We start from the raw sequence: 16,765 nt of genomic DNA, 5'->3' as shown, positions 1-16,765 counted from the left end.
CTCGCCCGTTTTTTCAATCCTTCAGCAGAATCGCCCGGCAGGTTTTGCCTTTGATTTTGCCCTGCTTGAGTTTCACCAGCGCGCCTTTCGCCTGACTGGCTTCAATGGCCACATAGGCATGGGTTGGCGTCAGCACAATCTTCCCAATCTGCTCCGCGCGATACCCCTCACCGGTCAGTGCCCCCAGAATGTCGCCCGGACGAATCTTGGCTTTACGACCGCCATCAATGCAGAGCGTCATCATGGCCGCAGGCAGCGGTTTGCTGCTGCCTTTTTTCAGCGTGCTGGCCGCGATCCACGGCAGTTTCTGCTGCAGGAAATCTTCCAGCGCATGGGCGCGAGCCATCTCATCGGGTGCCACCAGGCTGACCGCAACGCCATGCTCACCGGCGCGTGCCGTGCGCCCGATGCGATGCAGGTGGACTTCAGGGTCCCAGGCGAGCTGATAGTTGACGACCATCGCCAGTGATTTGATGTCGAGTCCGCGTGCGGCGACGTCGGTAGCGACCAGGACACGACCGCTGCCGTTAGCGAAGCGGATCAGGACGCGTTCGCGGTCGCGCTGTTCGAGATCGCCATGCAGTGGCAGGGCGCTGATGTCGCGTGCGTTGAGCGCCGCGGCAACATCGTCGCATTCACGTTTGGTGTTACAGAAGACCACACAGGAAGCGGGCTGATGCTCGCTGAGCAGGGCAATCAGTAAGCCCAGTTTTTCATTGTGGCTCGCTTCAAAGAACTGCTGGTCAATAGCGGGCAGTTCGCTGACATCTTCTGTCACCACGCTGAGCGCGTCGCGCTGGAAGCGGGCGCTGATAGCCGTGATGCCGTCAGGCCAGGTCGCGGAGAAGAGCAGGGTCTGGCGTGACGCGGGGGTGGCTTCAATGATCGTTTCCATATCATTCAGGAAGCCCATCTCCAGCATCCGATCTGCCTCATCGAGCACCAGCGTGTTGAGCTGGTCGAGCTTGAGGTTTTCACGATGGATGTGATCGAGGATACGGCCTGGCGTGCCGACCACAATATGCGGCGGATGCACCAGGGAGTCGCGCTGTGCGCTCATCGGCTGTCCGCCACACAGGGTGAGGACTTTGATGTTGCGGGTGAAGCGTGCCAGCTGGCGCAGCACGTTGCCTACCTGATCCGCCAGTTCACGGGTCGGACAGAGGATCAGGGCCTGAGTCTGAAAGCGGGTGCTGTCGATATGGTGCAGTAAGCCGATACCAAACGCAGCCGTTTTACCGCTGCCGGTTTTTGCCTGCGCGCGCACGTCGCGTCCCTGCAGAATGGCGGGCAGCGTAGCGGCCTGGACCGGCGTCATGCTGGTGTAGCCCATCTCGCGCAGGTTATCGAGCTGGCTGTCGGGAAGCGAATTGAGGGTAGAAAAAGCGGTCACGGGCGCGGCCTCTGAGGCTGAAAGTGTAGGGCATGATTGCGGGGCAAGTCTGGCAGAAAGCACGCCAGACGGCAACGGGAACCTCGATGGTTAGCAGGGTGAATCTATCCCTGCCGTATCGCTTAGGAATAGACTGAAGTTTGCCTGAAAATGGTGGTTTTTTTAATTAATTGGCCGGCGCCGAAGGGGACTAATCAAAAAAGGGTATTTCATGAGGCCAGTCATAGGTTTATAAGCTGCCGTTTTTAAAAATTTATTTCATTGTTAATCAGATAAATCCTTTGTCATGACTCCAGTAATAGAATTAATCATTAAAAAATATCACTCCTGGTGCCGATAAAAATCCTGAGCTAATTGCTTTATATTTAGCGCGCCATATTCCTGGTACAACGACCGGTAGAGGGTATTTGCATTGAGTAATAGCATCCAGGGACCACATGAAAATGTGCTTAAAATAGTAGGCCGCGCCGTACTGACACTTCACGTTCATGGAGAGAGCTTATCTGCGGATAAGATCGCTTCGATGATCGGGTGTTATGCGGAAGATGAGCCCTGTGATCAGGAAGATCGTCGCTTATACGCGCTGGCAATGGAATTAATGTCGAATCAACAATGGGCCAAAAGCGCGTAACACGCACTCCGCTCAGGTAAATGCAGAGCCTCCCCTGTGGAGGCTCTGTCGTTTCTGGGAGGCGTATGTCCGGCAGTCGTTTCCCTGAGCAGGCGCGATCCATTTCGAGATACCACTCAGCTTCCTGTCAGAGCAGGCTTCAGGGAGCATACGCCCTCCGCAAAGACGCAAAACCGCCATCCCTGGCAGGCTCAGCGCGGGCCATCCCTGGCCCGCTATGCTTTGCTACAGGCGTATGCTCCCTTCGCTTTACGTCCGGCAGTCGCTTCCCGTTTCAGGACTGTTGCTGCTGATAAACCGTGGGCACCGGAAATCTATCAGCGATAAATAAGCTTAAAGCGCAGGGAAGCCAGTCAGAAGAGGAAAGCGTCCCGCGCCAGGGACAAAAACGCCGGGAGCGTTTTTGAACAACGCAACGCGTTGGCCCGTTTACGGGCGCACCTCATGGATGAGGTGCGTAATCGCGCGGGCCGAGCGGCCAGGGATTGGCTTAAGCGCCTTTCCGATCTGACTGGCTTCCCTGAGCAGGCTCGATCCATTTCACGATACCACTCAGCTTCCACTCAGAGCAGGCTTCAGGGAGCATACGCCCTCCGCAAAGACGCAAAACCGCCATCCCTGGCAGGCTCAGCGCGGGCTATCCCTGGCCCGCTATGCTTTGCTACAGGCGTATGCTCCCTTCGCTTTATGTCCAGCAGTCGCTTCCCTGAGCAGGCTCGATCTCTCCGCTATGACTAAGCAGGCTAAACGCCCACGATCCGCCCTGCGATTTCAGGCCGATGACAGCGCAAACACGGGTTTACCGCGCGAGAAGGTTGCGACTACCGGTGAAATCCGTGCCACGGCTTCGGCGGAGCAGCTGGCAGCTACCAGCATCATGCTCGCATCATCGCCTGGTTGCGGCCACTGTCTCTCGCCCTGAGCCGAAAGCGGGAGCCGATCGTCGGTGGCAATCCCCAGCGCCCGCGACAGCGAAAACTCATCCGATCCGCGATAGAGCTGGGCATAGAGATTCGCTTTTTCCAGCATGCTGCCGGTGCCAAAGGGTGACCAGTGATCGATAACGCTGTCGGTGCCGGTCATGACTTTTACGCCCGCCGCCTGCAGCTGCGGAATCGGCATGGTCAGTTTGCCGAGGGGAAGCGTTGAGGCCACGCTGAACTGCTGCTCTGCCAGCCCTTCAATCATTTTGTTCAGGGCGCTCCCCTCCAGCGTCGCCAGCGCAAAACCGTGGCTCAGTGTCACATTGCCTTTCAGCGCCGGGTTCCTGGCGACGGTGTCGATCATGTACTGGATCGCGGCTACGCCAGCCGGGGAGGTTTCATGCAGATGGATGTCAACGCCGCGCTGATAATCGAGTGCAATCCGGAACATCGCATCCAGTGACTTCTCCATCGCGCCATCCACGCTGGTGGGGTCCAGCCCGCCCACCTTTGCGACGCCGTGCTGCATCGCCTCGCGCATCAGGCCATCGACCTGCGAGTGCAGCAGGCCGTGCTGTGGAAACGCCACGATCTCGCAGTGAAAGTCGGGGTGCCGCGCCAGCGCCGCCTGCAGATGTTCCAGACTCTGCAGGCCGCTGACCGGATCGATATTGCAGTGGCTGCGGGCGCGGGTGGTGCCTTTGGCGTTCAGCAGGGCGATTAACGCTTCGGCGCGCGCCTGTGAGTGCGGCAGCAGTTGCGGAATCAGCACCTGCTCGCGGGCAATCATATCCATGATGGTTTTGCCCTGACGGGGACGGGGCGCCTGCCACGGGCCGCCGTAAAAGGTCTTATCAAGGTGGATGTGCATATCCCGGGTGGCGGGCAGCAGCAGTGCATCCTGCGCATCCCATGACGGCAGAGTTGCATCACCCTGACCGGCGGGCGTCAGTCGATCAATGCTGCCGTCGCGCACGCTGATATCGTAACGGCCGGTGCGCGTGGCGACGATCTCATCCTCCTCACGAATAAACCCCTCCTCCAGCCGCACATTGCGCAGCAGATAGTGATCCTGCTGAGGCAGCGGGGCGGGGGTGTCAGGATGGGAGACGGAGGGGGCGGAAGTCGTCGCGGCACTGGCCGAGCCGAGACCGGCAGCGAGCAGGCCGCCTGCGGCGATCCAGCGGACACCGTGTCCGAGAAAGCCACGGCGGCTCGATGAAGAGGAAACAGGCATAAAAACTCCAGTCAGGGGAACAGACCGTTAATCTGACAAAGGCGGGCTTACCCTGCTGCGCTATTTCTCACTGGTGACTATTCGATATTTCACTGCCAGCGCAGCTGACCGAACGCTGCCAGTGATTCCGCCAGCGCGCGCTGCAACGGATCCTGTGGATGACGGCAGAACAGCGCCAGTTCAAAAGTATCAATCACCGGCAGCCCCTGCTCACGGCCCAGCACCCGATGTCCGGGCAGGCGACAGCTGGCGGGCAGCAACGTCAGCCCCAGCCCCTGCGCACTGGCGGCGGCCAGCGCCACCAGACTGGCGCTGCTGTAACTGATGCGCCAGCTTCGGCCCAGCGCATCGAGCGTCTGACACACCTCATCGCGATAAAGCCCCTGCTGGGGAAACAACACCAGCGGCACCGGCGTCTGTTCGAAGCAGGGCCACTCCGCGCTGTCGAGCCACAGCAGCGGTTCCGGCCGCGATGCCAGCGGACGATCGCCATAGGGCTGCTTAATCAGCATGATATCCAGCTCTTCACGCTGCCAGGCGCGCCTCAGCTCCACCTGCATGCCGCTCATCACATCCAGCCGCAGCTGAGGGTGGGCGCGACTGAAGTGCGCCAGCAGACCGGCGGTGGGGGCGGCAAAATCTTCCGGCACTCCCAGCCGCAGCACGCCGTCGCGCCACTGATCGCTCAGGACATCGTGGGCTTCCCCGTTCAGCGCAATAATCCGGCGGGCATAGCCCAAAAGTTTCTCGCCCTCTTCGGTGATCTGCACCTGATGCGAGGAGCGAACCAGCAGTGCCTTTCCCACCATCTCCTCAAGGCGCCGCACCTGCTGGCTGACGGTGGACTGCGACAGGTGCACCCGGTCGGCCGCCCGGGTGAAGCTGGTGGTTTCGCACACGGCCACAAAACTGAGCAACTGCTGCGGGGTAAACATCGGCTGACGATTCATTTTTTCACTACCTGGCAGAGTAATATTTCATTTCCCAATAGTATCGGCTGCTGTCAGGCTGACAACTTTTAAACGTATGGATTGCCGATGAAGAGAGATAACGTTCTGCTGCTGGCGGCACTGGTACTGGCCGGGCTGAATATGCGGCCGCTGATGACCTCCGTCAGCCCACTGCTCGGCCAGTTACGCCAGAGCATTGGCCTGTCACCGCTGGCGGCGTCGCTGCTGCCGGCGCTGCCGATGATGATGATGGGCGCGATTGCCCTCGTCAGTGCGCCACTGATGCAGCGCTTTTCCGTGCGCAAACTGCTGTTGGGCGGGCTGCTGCTGTTGCTGCTGGCCCTGGCGAGCCGGCTGTTTGTGACGGAGGGGCGAGGACTGGTGCTGACGACCCTGCCGGGCGGTGCGGGCATCGGCATCGTGCAGATGGCGATGCCGGGAGTGATCCGTCAGCGCTTTGGCCAGCGCAGTGCCGGGGTCACCGGTCTGTGGGCCGCGGCGCTGATGGGCGGCGGTGGCATCGGTGCGGCAATCTCGCCGTGGCTGACCGGGCAGCTTGGCTGGCAGGGCGCGCTGAGCAGCTGGGCGCTGCCGGTGGTGCTGGCTATGCTGCTCTGGCTGTTTATCGCCAGCAGACCGGTCGCCCGCCAGGAGAGGGCAGCGCTGCCTTCCCTCTGGCGTAAACCGCGCGCCTGGACACTGGCGCTGAGTTTCGGCCTGGTGAACGGCGGTTACGCCATCTGTGTCGCCTGGCTGCCCGACTTCTATCATCACCTTGGCTGGCCTGCGCAGGCGGGCGGCTCACTGCTCGGCATGATGATCGGCTGTCAGGTGACCGGGGCGCTGCTGCTGCCTCTGCTGGCGCGGGGGCGCGATCGCCGTCCGCTGCTGCTGCTGACGCTGGCGATGCAGCTCTGCGGCATGCTTGGCTTCCTGTTTGCCCCGCAGCTGGCTCCCTGGCTCTGGGCGGGGATCGCGGGCGCAGGACTGGGCGGGGCGTTTCCGCTGGCGCTGGTACTGGCCCTGGATCATCTGGCGCAGCCGCAGGCGGGTGCACGGCTGGTCGCCTTTATGCAGGGCGTCGGCTTTATTATCGCGGGCAGTATGCCGTTTATCGCCGGACAATTGCACACGCTTACCGGTCACTTCACCAGCGTGTGGGTTCTGCAGGCGGCGGTTACGCTGCTGCTGATTGCGCTTAATCTGCGTTTCCATCCGCGCAGTTATCCGCACGCCTTTCCCGAAGGAAATTCCTGATTTTGGTCAGACCAATCGGCGCAATATTTTTCCCTGGTTCACACAACCAGAAAAATCGCGCAACTTTTGTTGCCACAGGTTAACAATGCATTAACTATCTCCAGCCATAAGGCCCGCGAAAGCCGGATGTGGTCTGACCAATCCGGCGGGCTGAGGGAATGCAGCACAGCGACTGTGTTCCATCTCATCTTTCCTCTGGAGATAACGGCATGCAGATCTGGCAACAAAACTACGATCCGCTGGGCAACATCTGGCTTTCGAGCCTGGTCGCACTGATACCGATTCTGTTTTTCTTCTTTGCACTGATTAAACTTAAGATGAAGGGCTATCTGGCGGCCACCCTGACTGTGGTGCTGGCGCTGCTGGTGGCGCTGTTCCTCTATCAGATGCCGGTGGCACAGGCGCTGGCCGCCGTGGTGTATGGTTTTCTCTACGGCCTGTGGCCGATAGCCTGGATCATTGTCGCCGCCGTTTTCGTCTACAAAATTTCGGTTAAAACCGGCCAGTTCGATATTATCCGCGCCTCTATCCTGTCGATTACGCCCGATCAGCGCCTGCAGATGCTGATTGTCGGCTTCTCGTTCGGCGCCTTTCTGGAAGGGGCGGCGGGCTTTGGTGCACCCGTCGCGATTACCGCCGCGCTGCTGGTGGGGCTGGGCTTCAACCCGCTCTATGCCGCCGGGCTTTGCCTGATCGTGAATACCGCGCCGGTCGCCTTTGGCGCGATGGGAATTCCGATTATCGTGGCGGGGCAGGTCACCGGGCTGGATAGCTTCGCCATCGGCCAGATGGCCGGGCGTCAATTGCCGCTGCTGACCCTGATTGTGCTGTTCTGGATTATGGCGATTATGGATGGCTGGCGTGGGGTAAAAGAGACCTGGCCGGCAGTCATGGTGGCGGGCGGTTCCTTTGCTGTCGCCCAGTTTCTCAGCTCCAACTTTCTGGGCCCGGAGCTGCCTGACATTATCTCGTCGCTCGCCTCGCTGATCTCTCTGACGCTGTTCCTGCGGGTCTGGAAGCCGGTGCGCATCTTCCGCTTTGCTGATGCCGGGGCGAAGCAGGGTGACACCCTGACGCCGCCGCAGAGGTACCGGCTGGGCCAGATCGTTCGCGCCTGGATGCCGTTCCTGTTTCTCACCGCCACCGTAACGCTCTGGAGTATTCCGCCGTTTAAGGCGCTGTTCACCCAGGGCGGCGCGCTCTATGAGTGGGTGCTGAACATACCGGTTCCGCTGCTGAATGGGCTGGTGGCGCGGGTGCCGCCGGTGGTCAGCAGCACCACGCCTTATCCGGCCCTCTATAAGCTCGATCTGATCTCCGCCACCGGCACCGCGATTCTGATCGCGGCGATTGCGGCGATGATCTTCCTGCGCATGAAGCCCAGGGCCGGATTGCAGACCTTTGCGGCTACGCTGAAGGAGCTGGCGCTGCCCATCTACTCTATCGGGATGGTGCTTGCCTTTGCCTTTATCTCCAACTACTCCGGCCTCTCCGCCACGCTGGCGCTGGCCCTCGCGCACACCGGTCACGCGTTTACCTTCTTCTCGCCGTTTCTGGGCTGGCTGGGCGTGTTCCTGACCGGATCGGACACCTCATCCAATGCGCTCTTCGCCGCCCTGCAGGCCACCACCGCGCAGCAGATTGGCGTCTCCGATGTCCTGCTGGTAGCGGCCAACACCACCGGCGGCGTGACCGGCAAGATGATCTCACCGCAGTCGATCGCCATCGCCTGTGCGGCGGTCGGGCTGGTGGGCAGAGAGTCCGACCTGTTCCGCTTTACCGTGAAACACAGCCTGATTTTCACCTGTATGGTCGGTCTCATTACCACGCTTCAGGCCTACGTTTTCCCCTGGATGATCCCATGACAAACCCGGCAGACCCGCTGGTGACGCGCCTGCGGGCGTACATCACCGACCATCAACTTGAGCCAGGCATGCGCCTGCCCGCCGAGCGACAGCTGTCGGCTGAACTCGGCGTTTCACGCTCCTCGCTGCGTGAGGCGATTCAGCAGCTGATCAGCAGCGGGATGCTGATCAGCCGGCGTGGCGGCGGAACCTGGCTCCGGCAGCAGCTGGCCCCCTGGTCGGAACAGCGCATCGTGGAGCCGATTCGCCAGCTGCTGCATGACGATCCCGACTACCGCTATGACATTCTGGAGGCGCGTCACGCCATTGAGGCCAGCACCGCCTGGCATGCGGCACTGCGCGCCACCGACGCCGACAGAGAGCGGCTGCAATACGCCTTTGATGCCACGCTGAAGCTGAAGGAGAGTGACGATCCCGATCTCGCCGCCCAGGCCGATGTGCGCTTCCATCTGGCGATTGCCGAGGCGTCGCACAACCTGGTGCTGCTGCAGACCATGCGGGGCTTTTTTGAACTGCTGCAATCCTCGGTCATGCAGAGCCGTCAGCGGATGTATACCCAGCCTGCGATTTTTGCCCGCCTCACGGAACAGCATCAGGCGCTGCTCGACGCCATTCTCGCGGGCGACGCCGACGCCGCCCGGCAGGCAGCGATGCAGCACCTGGGGTTTGTTCACACCACCATGAAAAGCCTGCATGAAGATGAAGCGCGTCAGGCGCGCATCACCCGCTTACCGGATAACGACACACGCAACCCTAAGGAATCCGACTGATGATTATCTCAGCTGCCAGTGACTATCGCGCCGCCGCGCAACGTATCCTGCCGCCGTTCCTGTTCCACTATCTTGACGGCGGGGCCTATGCCGAACATACCCTGCGTCGCAATGTGGAGGATTTGTCGGACGTGGCGCTGCGCCAGCGTATTCTGAAGAACATGTCAGAACTGAGCCTGGAAACGACCCTGTTTAAGGAAACCCTGTCGATGCCGGTTGCGCTGGCGCCGGTAGGATTGTGTGGCATGTATGCCCGTCGGGGAGAGGTGCAGGCGGCGCGTGCGGCTGCCCTGAAAGGGATTCCGTTTACCCTCTCCACGGTTTCGGTCTGCCCGATTGAAGAGGTGGCACCGGCGATTAACCGCCCGATGTGGTTCCAGCTCTATGTGTTGCGCGACCGCGGCTTTATGCGCAACGCCCTAGAGCGCGCCAAAGCCGCGGGCTGCTCGACTCTGGTCTTTACCGTCGATATGCCGACGCCGGGTGCCCGCTACCGCGATGCGCACTCCGGCATGAGCGGTAAACACGCCGCGCTGCGACGCTACTGGCAGGCGGTCACGCATCCGCAGTGGGCGCTGGATGTCGGCCTGCAGGGACGTCCACACGATCTGGGCAATATCTCTGCCTATCTCGGCAAGCCGACCGGACTGGAAGATTACATCGGCTGGCTGGCGAACAACTTCGATCCCTCTATCTCCTGGCGCGATCTGGAGTGGATCCGTGAGTTCTGGGACGGGCCCATGGTGATCAAAGGGATTCTGGACCCGGAAGATGCGCGCGATGCGGTGCGCTTCGGGGCCGACGGGATTGTGGTGTCTAACCACGGCGGCCGTCAGCTGGATGGTGTGCTGTCGTCTGCGCGGGCGTTACCGGCGATTGCCGATGCCGTCAAAGGGGATCTTGCCATTCTGGCAGACAGCGGTATCCGCAACGGGCTGGATGTGGTGCGCATGATTGCGCTGGGCGCAGACAGCGTGCTGCTGGGACGCGCCTTTATCTATGCGCTGGCGACCCACGGTCAGCGCGGCGTGGAAAACCTGCTGAACCTGATTGAGAAGGAGATGCGCGTTGCCATGACCCTGACCGGCGCGAAGTCCATCGCGGATATCACGCGCGATTCGCTGGTGCAGGCCGGGGCGCTGCTGGAGCCGCAGAGCGCCTCACCCCGTCCGCGCGCGGTGAGTTAAGCCTGCGAAAATGAATGCATTGTCTATACTTAGCTTCTTTACCCACAGGAGGAATGAGATGACCATTCATAAGAAAGGTTCGGCGCATTGGGAAGGCGATATCAAAGGCAAAGGCACCGTCAGCACTGAGAGCGGCGTGCTGAGCCAGCAGCCCTATGGCTTTAACACCCGTTTTGAAGGCGGCAAAGGCACCAACCCGGAAGAGCTGATTGGTGCAGCGCACGCGGCCTGTTTCTCCATGGCCCTTTCGCTGATGCTGGGCAATGCGGGTCACAAGCCGGAAAGCATTGATACTACGGCCGATGTGTCGCTGGACAAGAAAGGCGACGGCTTTGCCATCACCAAAGTGGCGCTGACCAGCACCGTCTCTCTGCCAGGCATTGATGAGTCAGCGTTTGATGAAATCATCAACAACGCTAAGGCGGGCTGCCCGGTTTCTCAGTTACTGAATGCGGAAATCACACTGGATTACACGCTGAATAACTGATGCCGGTAACGGGTCGCCCCTGGCGGCCCTGGCGCGACGCTATGCACAACCGGTCCTGCTGTTGACCGAAACAGATGCGCCTTCAGGCGCATCTTTGCTTTCTGACAGAGAGGAAACCGCGATGATGAGAGTCCGGGCGGCCAGAAAACAGTGGAAGAGGGGGCTGGTGCTGTTATGCATCTGTGGTGCCCTGCGCTGATACGTCGGGCTGCGATGGTCTGGGCCTGAACCGATGAAGGGAACAGGTCGCCACACGCTGGGCATCTTACTGATGGTGATTATCGTGCTGGAGGCGATTTACTTCCTGCTGACAGCCTCATGGCTGCCGTGGCGGTAGATTTCGCTCAGACAAAGGCATCTTCGCGCCGTCTGACCCGCACGTCGCTGCGCGCAATGCGATAAGCCTTGCGCGGATCGCCCACCACAAACTCAAAGGTAGGCGTGTAGTAAAACGGCAGCCAGCCGCCATAACTGCTCTCCCACTCCCAGCGGACAGGGCAGGGCCACAGAATGCCATCATACAAAAGATAGTAAACCCAGCGTCCGGCAGGACGACGGGGACGTGATGTTTTCATGGGATTCACAACGATAATGGTGAACAACAGCTTATATTTTGTACGCTAAATCGCCAGCTTGCAATGTTGCAGCGCGGCTTTATTGCGACTGGCCCTGAATCAGCGATGAACCTCACCGCAAAGCAGGACCACGTTCGGTCTGACTTTGTGAATACGGTGCGCCATCGTTTCACAGTCGGCTTTGGTCGGATAGATACGCTCCGAGACGGGTAGCGCCTCACAGGCATCATATCCACACGCGCTCACTAACAACACAAATCCTATCAACATCGCTCTTCTCCTTTACACGGTCTGCTGGTCCGGACTGTGACGTTTTTTTCCCTTTTTATCCACCAGTATAGACAAACGTGCCGGGGCAGCATTGTCAGTGTGAGCGGTGGCCCGCGACACGGCCGGAAAACGGTGCGTCAGCAGAGAGGCGATGAGGCGTCAGCCCGCGAAATACCAGGCGGGCAGCAGCGCAATCAGATTGTTCAGGGTGTGCAGAAAGATAGGCAGGGCAAGACTGTTACTCCGCAGCCGGGCGTAGCAGAGCAGCAGCGAAAAGAGCGTCAGGGCGATCAGGGTCTGCCAGTGAACATACTGCGTGTGCATCACCGCAAACAGCAGCGAGGTCAGCAGCATACAGGCAAAGCGGCTGCGCGGCGCCCACAGCAGAAAGCCCTGCAACAGGAATCCGCGGAACAGCACCTCTTCAAACACCGGGGCCAGCAGCACGGCGGTGAGTAGCAGAATCAGCAGCGAATTGCGTCCCTGCTGGGCCTGCATCACCAGCCAGCCTTCCGGCTGCATAAACTGCATCTGGGCCGCCATCAGGACAAACAGCGCGCCGGTAAAGAGCAGGGTTTGCAGCATGCCGAGTTCACCCAGCGGCAGATCGGCGCGGCGCTGGCAGTAGAAGCGATACAGCGGGTAGATAACCGCAAATTCAAACAGGCAGAGCACCGGCACCAGCAGTCCGTCATTGCGCAGCACGCTGTAGTTGGGAAACAGCGTGATCAGCATGGTAACCAGGTAATAAACCACAAAGCTGCCGACGTAGAACAGCGTCAGGGTCACTCTGTCGGAATTGGTGTTCATAGGCGACTCTGCCAGCGAAGGTTAGCGCATAGTAGCAATGCGCCTGATCGCTGTCGAGTCAGCCCTTGAGACAATATTGCATGCTTATTTTTGCCGCAGACTAAACACCGGAGCAGGCGGGCCGATAACTGAGGAAACTATCTGGTCAGCCCCCCGTATTACAGGGCTGGCCCGTGACTAAAACCTGGTTGTGTAGTGAGCACTTTCAATGAATTTTAACCCCCCGGCACCGCCCTCACCGCCATTCAGACAGGCTGCTGAAGACCGCACTGTGCGCTTTACGCGCCGCAGTCTGCGTACGCTTTCGCTGCTGCTGTTTGGCGTGCTGCTGCTCTCAATGGTGATGGTGCTGACCATTGCCCAGCGGCAGAACAGCACATCGGCTGAGCACGATCTGCTGCTGGTGCAGCAGGCATGGAAGAGTCGTCAGGAGGCGATGGCCACTGATATCCGGGATTATGCCTTCTGGGGCGAAGCGTGGCGTAATCTTCACGTCAGCGTGAACAAAGCCTGGGCGTATGACGAAGAGAACTTTGGTCCGGGTCTTTATGAAGAGTATCACTATGAAGGCGTGTTCGTGGTGGATGGCAAAGGTCACACCACCTACACGGTGATTGATGGTCAGCTGACGGACACGCCGCTGGAGGCCTGGCTGGGTCAGCAGACGCCCGGCCTGATTGCGGCCGCGCGTCAGCTGAACAACAGGGCCATGACGCAGGATGCAGAGATCAATCATCTGCCCGCCATCGTGGTGGCCGCCCCGATCAGCAGCGGCAGAGTGGATAACACGCCGTCAAAGGCGGGGCCGCCATCCGTGATGGTGTTTGTGAATCTGTTTACCCCCGCCAAGCTTCAGGCGCTGGGTGCCTCGCTGGATGTGCGCGAGCTGCGTCTGCCCGACAGTGAAGAGGATGCGCTGCGCGAGCCGCGCATGGTGCAGCCGTTGCCGCACGGCGAACCTATTGTCCTGCGCTGGACACCGAAGATGCCGGGAATGGGCCTGATCCTGTTTCTGCTGCCCCTGCTGACGCTGATGGCGATCATCATTGGTCTGATCACCCGCCGCGTCAGCCGCCATGCGCTTTCGAATGCGATTCTCTCAGACCGGCGCTTCGCCATGCTGGCGATCAGCCAGCAGGAGCTGGCCAGCAGCGAAGCGCGGTTTCGCGATCTCGCTGAGGCGGCGTCAGACTGGATCTGGGAGACGGATGAGAAGGGCCGCCTGATCTACCTGTCCGCGCGCTTTGAAAATGTCACCGGCCACGACATGTCACACTGGCTGGGGCGACACATCGATCAGCTGCTGACCCATCCCAGCCATTCGCTGGTCGCCTGGCTGCTGCGCCAGGAGGAGGAGGGGCAGCAGATGCCGTTGCGCTGCCAGTTTATGTCGGCGCAGGGCAACCGCCGTATTGGTCAGCTGGTGGCGAAAACGATCTGGCATGACACGCGGCGTATCGGATTCCGCGGCACGGTTTCAGACATCACGCAGAGTATGGAAGCGGAGGCGCGTATCCAGTTCCTGTCGCGTCATGACGTCTTAACCGGCCTGTCGAACCGCGTGCAGCTGCAGGAGTTTCTGACACAGCATCTTGAGCAGCCGGAAGGGATCGTGCCGCTGACGCTGATTACGCTCGACCTCGATCAGTTCAGGCCGATCAACGAAACCTGGGGCCATGCGACGGGCGATGAGGTGCTGAGCCAGATCGCGCAGCGTCTGAAGCGCGCCACGGGGCCTCAGGAGCTGGTGGCACGACTGGGCGGGGATGAGTTTGTGCTGGTCCTGCGTGAAACGAACCGCGAGCGGGTCGATCAGCGCTGTGCTCAGCTGGTGCATGAGGTTCAGCAGCCGATCAGCACCGGCCAGCATGTCCACTATCTGACGGTCAGCATGGGCATTGCCTGCGTCCCGCAGGATGCCAGTCACCCGGAAACGCTGCTGCGTATGGCCGATATCGCGCTCACCGAAGCACGTGAAGCGGGGCGCAATCAGTGGGTCTGGTATGCCAGCGAGATGGCCAGCCAGCGCGAGGATAAGCGTGAAATGGCACGCCGCATTGAGAAAGCGCTGAGGAACAATGAATTTCGCCTTCACTATCAGCCCCGCTATCAGCTGCTGAGCGGCCAGCTGGCGGGAGCCGAGGCGTTGCTTCGCTGGCAGGTTGCGCCGGATCAGTGGATGACACCCGATCACTTTATTCCGCTGGCGGAAGAGAGCGGACTGATTGCCACCATCAGTGACTGGGTGCTGATGCGCGCCTGTGAAGATGCGCTGGGGTGGGGAGGCGACCGCTACGTCTCGGTGAATATCTCGCCGATGGAGTTTCGCACCAGCGACCTGGTGCAGCGGGTGGCGGATGCGCTGGCCCGAAGCGGCCTGCCGGCAACGCGTCTGGAGCTGGAGATCACAGAGAATGTTACCTTTGAACATCCGCAGCGTGCGCTGGAGATGATGCAGGGCTTACGGGCGCTGGGCGTCAGGTTAACCGTGGATGATTTCGGCACCGGTTATGCCGCGCTGGGTTACCTGAAAACCTACCCTTTTAACGGCCTCAAGATCGATCGCTCCTGGATGAAAGATTTTCCGGAGTCGGAGCAGGCGCAGTCAGTGGTAGCGGGCATTATTGCGCTGGCACGCGCGTTTGCGCTGACCATCACGGCAGAGGGGATTGAGACAGAAGCGCAGCTGAACCAGTTAAAACAGCTCTCGTGCGAAGAGGGGCAAGGCTACTTCCTCGGTCGTCCGATGCCGCTGGCTGCGTTCAGTACGCTTCTGGAAAGAACGGCGCAGAATCAGGCTGGGTCCGCTTAACGGACTTTGACCGCCACGGCGGTCATCAGCATGGCGCAGACAACAAAAATAATCAGTTCCATTATGGACTCCCAGAGCTAAGAATAATCTTAGTTAATTGTAGCCACCGGGCGTTTCTTTTTTAAGCAGTGCGTGCGATTAATCCTAAATTGTGATCGCCACCGCTTACGATTTTCTGCGGCTGTAACAACTTTACTTTTTTAGAGTTCAGCCTGGCCGGCACGCTTTGCTACTCTTGGGGACAGGGTTTTACACGTCCAACAGGAGATCAAACGTGAAATTTTATGGAAAAGGGCTGCTGGTAGCGGGTCTGTTTGCCTTAACCGCCTGTCAATCCGCCTCCCACTCTGACACGGCCAGCGTGAAGCCGGATCCTGAGAATGATCGCTGTGGTGCCTCACAGTTTCAGCACTATGTCGGCAAACCGTTAACCGCGCTGCAGGGACAGCATTTCGATCAGCTGGTGCGTCCTATCCCTTATAACTCTGCCGTCACCATGGACTTTAACCTCAACCGGCTTAACTTCCTGGCGGATAAAAACGGCAACATCAGCTCTGTTTATTGCGGCTGACGGCCTGGGTGTCACAGCCTTGTCATAACGGCGGGCGAGAATGGTGCTGCATTTCGATGCGCTTCTCGTCACGCGATTGACAATGCTCGTCTTGTTTATTCCCGCCCCGGCGGGAATTTTTTTAGCGCCTGCGGGCGGTAACAGGAGCGAACATGAAACGGATGAAAGGCGCGCTAATCTCTGTAGCCTTACTCAGCAGTGCAGCGGCGCAGGCCTCCAGTGCCGAAGCCTGGCAACAGAGCCGTCAGGTGATGACCCAGGCCTGCATTAACGCCAGTCACCTGAGCAAAGTCAGGGTGCTGGGCGAGCCGATTGAGTATGACGACAGCACAGGATACAGCGCTCTGTTGCTGGAGGGGCGCTATCCTCAGCGTCATATGAACAATAAGCGTGGACGGGAGCTCTGCCTGTTTCAGCGCAGCAGCGGGCGGGCCAGCATCAGCGAAGCGGATAAGCTGCGCTGGGTGAAATAAGCCAGCGCTTCAGGCCCGGGGCGGGGCGTCGATTAACTGAGCCAGCAGGGTACGATAACGTTGCAGCTGCGTTTCGTCCCCTTCGACTTCCAGTTTCTCAATTACCCGGGCAATTATCGCTTTATTGGTGGCGGGCTGACCCGCTTCCATCATCTCGCGCATAATCACCGCCAGCAGATCGGACTCGGGCGGCGTCCGCCAGTTCGGGCCATTGAAATAGTCGGTGATAGCGCGGCTGGCGCTGTTCGGTTGCACTCTCATTTCCCACCTCCGCTAAACCCCAGACCTCTCCCTTACACCCGGGTGCAGGGGCGTTTATCTACTCAATATGCGGGTTCGCCTCAGCATAGCCGGACGGTCTGCACCGTTGTTTGCGGAGGGCGTCACACCGATCGGAACGATCGCCATACCGCCGTGGCTGGCGGTTTTTTAAACATAGAAGCGAAGCAAACGGTTGTCAGTAACACAATGACATATTTTTCCATCCTGCTGAGGGGGGGATGGAGATCGACAGGCGACAGATCCGCGACCTGTCCGGCGGCATAAATTGCGCA

Annotated in this window: 15 protein-coding genes; 8 read left to right on the top strand and 7 right to left on the bottom strand. The window is 59.8% G+C overall.

The window, feature by feature from the left end:
• Nucleotides 1–13 precede the first annotated feature (13 nt).
• The 3 genes from dbpA to S7A_RS14795 form a co-directional block, all read right to left on the bottom strand.
• The gene (dbpA, locus tag S7A_RS14805; RefSeq protein WP_009091857.1) at nucleotides 14–1,393 is read right to left on the bottom strand and encodes an ATP-dependent RNA helicase DbpA; all 1,380 of its coding nucleotides are present in this window, start codon (nucleotides 1,391–1,393) and stop codon (nucleotides 14–16) included.
• Nucleotides 1,394–2,795: 1,402 nt separating this feature from the next.
• Nucleotides 2,796–4,184, bottom strand: coding sequence for an amidohydrolase (locus tag S7A_RS14800; RefSeq protein WP_009091856.1), 1,389 nt, complete (start codon nucleotides 4,182–4,184; stop codon nucleotides 2,796–2,798).
• Between the two features lie 89 nt (nucleotides 4,185–4,273).
• Complete coding sequence (locus S7A_RS14795; protein WP_009091854.1) at nucleotides 4,274–5,134, bottom strand: LysR family transcriptional regulator; 861 nt, start codon at nucleotides 5,132–5,134, stop codon at nucleotides 4,274–4,276.
• A gap of 87 nt (nucleotides 5,135–5,221) precedes the next feature.
• Between S7A_RS14795 and S7A_RS14790 the strand changes: the two genes are divergently transcribed.
• From S7A_RS14790 to S7A_RS14770, 5 genes are all read left to right on the top strand, one after another.
• Nucleotides 5,222–6,391 (top strand): cyanate transporter, encoded by a 1,170-nt coding sequence (locus tag S7A_RS14790; protein ID WP_009091851.1) that lies wholly within the window; start codon nucleotides 5,222–5,224, stop codon nucleotides 6,389–6,391.
• 209 nt (nucleotides 6,392–6,600) lie between these two features.
• Nucleotides 6,601–8,256, top strand: coding sequence for an L-lactate permease (lldP, locus tag S7A_RS14785; protein WP_009091849.1), 1,656 nt, complete (start codon nucleotides 6,601–6,603; stop codon nucleotides 8,254–8,256).
• The gene (lldR, locus tag S7A_RS14780) at nucleotides 8,253–9,026 is read left to right on the top strand and encodes a transcriptional regulator LldR (RefSeq protein WP_009091846.1); all 774 of its coding nucleotides are present in this window, start codon (nucleotides 8,253–8,255) and stop codon (nucleotides 9,024–9,026) included. Before lldP ends, lldR begins: the two co-directional genes overlap by 4 nt.
• The gene (gene lldD, locus S7A_RS14775; protein ID WP_009091844.1) at nucleotides 9,026–10,213 is read left to right on the top strand and encodes an FMN-dependent L-lactate dehydrogenase LldD; all 1,188 of its coding nucleotides are present in this window, start codon (nucleotides 9,026–9,028) and stop codon (nucleotides 10,211–10,213) included. Before lldR ends, lldD begins: the two co-directional genes overlap by 1 nt.
• A gap of 58 nt (nucleotides 10,214–10,271) precedes the next feature.
• Nucleotides 10,272–10,700 (top strand): OsmC family protein, encoded by a 429-nt coding sequence (locus tag S7A_RS14770; RefSeq protein WP_009091842.1) that lies wholly within the window; start codon nucleotides 10,272–10,274, stop codon nucleotides 10,698–10,700.
• Nucleotides 10,701–11,044: 344 nt separating this feature from the next.
• Here the strand turns inward: S7A_RS14770 and S7A_RS14765 are convergent, their stop codons facing one another.
• The 3 genes from S7A_RS14765 to S7A_RS14760 all read right to left on the bottom strand — a co-directional run bounded on the left by S7A_RS14765 (nucleotide 11,045) and on the right by S7A_RS14760 (nucleotide 12,355).
• The gene (locus tag S7A_RS14765; protein WP_033736603.1) at nucleotides 11,045–11,275 is read right to left on the bottom strand and encodes a hypothetical protein; all 231 of its coding nucleotides are present in this window, start codon (nucleotides 11,273–11,275) and stop codon (nucleotides 11,045–11,047) included.
• A 99-nt stretch (nucleotides 11,276–11,374) separates the two neighbouring features.
• Nucleotides 11,375–11,545, bottom strand: a complete 171-nt coding sequence (locus S7A_RS21530; protein ID WP_009091837.1) for a hypothetical protein — start codon at nucleotides 11,543–11,545, stop codon at nucleotides 11,375–11,377.
• Between the two features lie 159 nt (nucleotides 11,546–11,704).
• Nucleotides 11,705–12,355, bottom strand: a complete 651-nt coding sequence (locus S7A_RS14760) for a CPBP family intramembrane glutamic endopeptidase (RefSeq protein WP_009091835.1) — start codon at nucleotides 12,353–12,355, stop codon at nucleotides 11,705–11,707.
• Nucleotides 12,356–12,563: 208 nt separating this feature from the next.
• On the opposite strand from S7A_RS14760, the gene S7A_RS14755 reads away from it, so the two are divergent.
• The 3 genes from S7A_RS14755 (at nucleotide 12,564) to S7A_RS14745 (ending at nucleotide 16,211) form a co-directional block, all read left to right on the top strand.
• The gene (locus tag S7A_RS14755; protein ID WP_009091833.1) at nucleotides 12,564–15,167 is read left to right on the top strand and encodes an EAL domain-containing protein; all 2,604 of its coding nucleotides are present in this window, start codon (nucleotides 12,564–12,566) and stop codon (nucleotides 15,165–15,167) included.
• A gap of 274 nt (nucleotides 15,168–15,441) precedes the next feature.
• Nucleotides 15,442–15,738 carry an I78 family peptidase inhibitor gene (locus S7A_RS14750; RefSeq protein ID WP_009091832.1) on the top strand — a complete coding sequence of 99 codons (297 nt, stop codon included), beginning with the start codon at nucleotides 15,442–15,444 and terminating at the stop codon, nucleotides 15,736–15,738.
• 152 nt (nucleotides 15,739–15,890) lie between these two features.
• Entirely contained in the window at nucleotides 15,891–16,211 is a 321-nt protein-coding gene (locus tag S7A_RS14745) for a hypothetical protein (protein ID WP_009091831.1), read from the top strand.
• A gap of 9 nt (nucleotides 16,212–16,220) precedes the next feature.
• Here S7A_RS14745 and S7A_RS14740 read toward each other — a convergent pair whose 3' ends face one another.
• The gene (locus tag S7A_RS14740) at nucleotides 16,221–16,472 is read right to left on the bottom strand and encodes a biofilm development regulator YmgB/AriR family protein (RefSeq protein ID WP_009091829.1); all 252 of its coding nucleotides are present in this window, start codon (nucleotides 16,470–16,472) and stop codon (nucleotides 16,221–16,223) included.
• Nucleotides 16,473–16,765: the final 293 nt, after the last annotated feature.

The organism is Pantoea sp. Sc1, from assembly GCF_000255315.1.
In the GTDB taxonomy this organism is placed as follows: Bacteria; Pseudomonadota; Gammaproteobacteria; order Enterobacterales; family Enterobacteriaceae; genus Pantoea; species Pantoea anthophila.
This window is presented reverse-complemented; position numbering and strand designations above follow the sequence as displayed.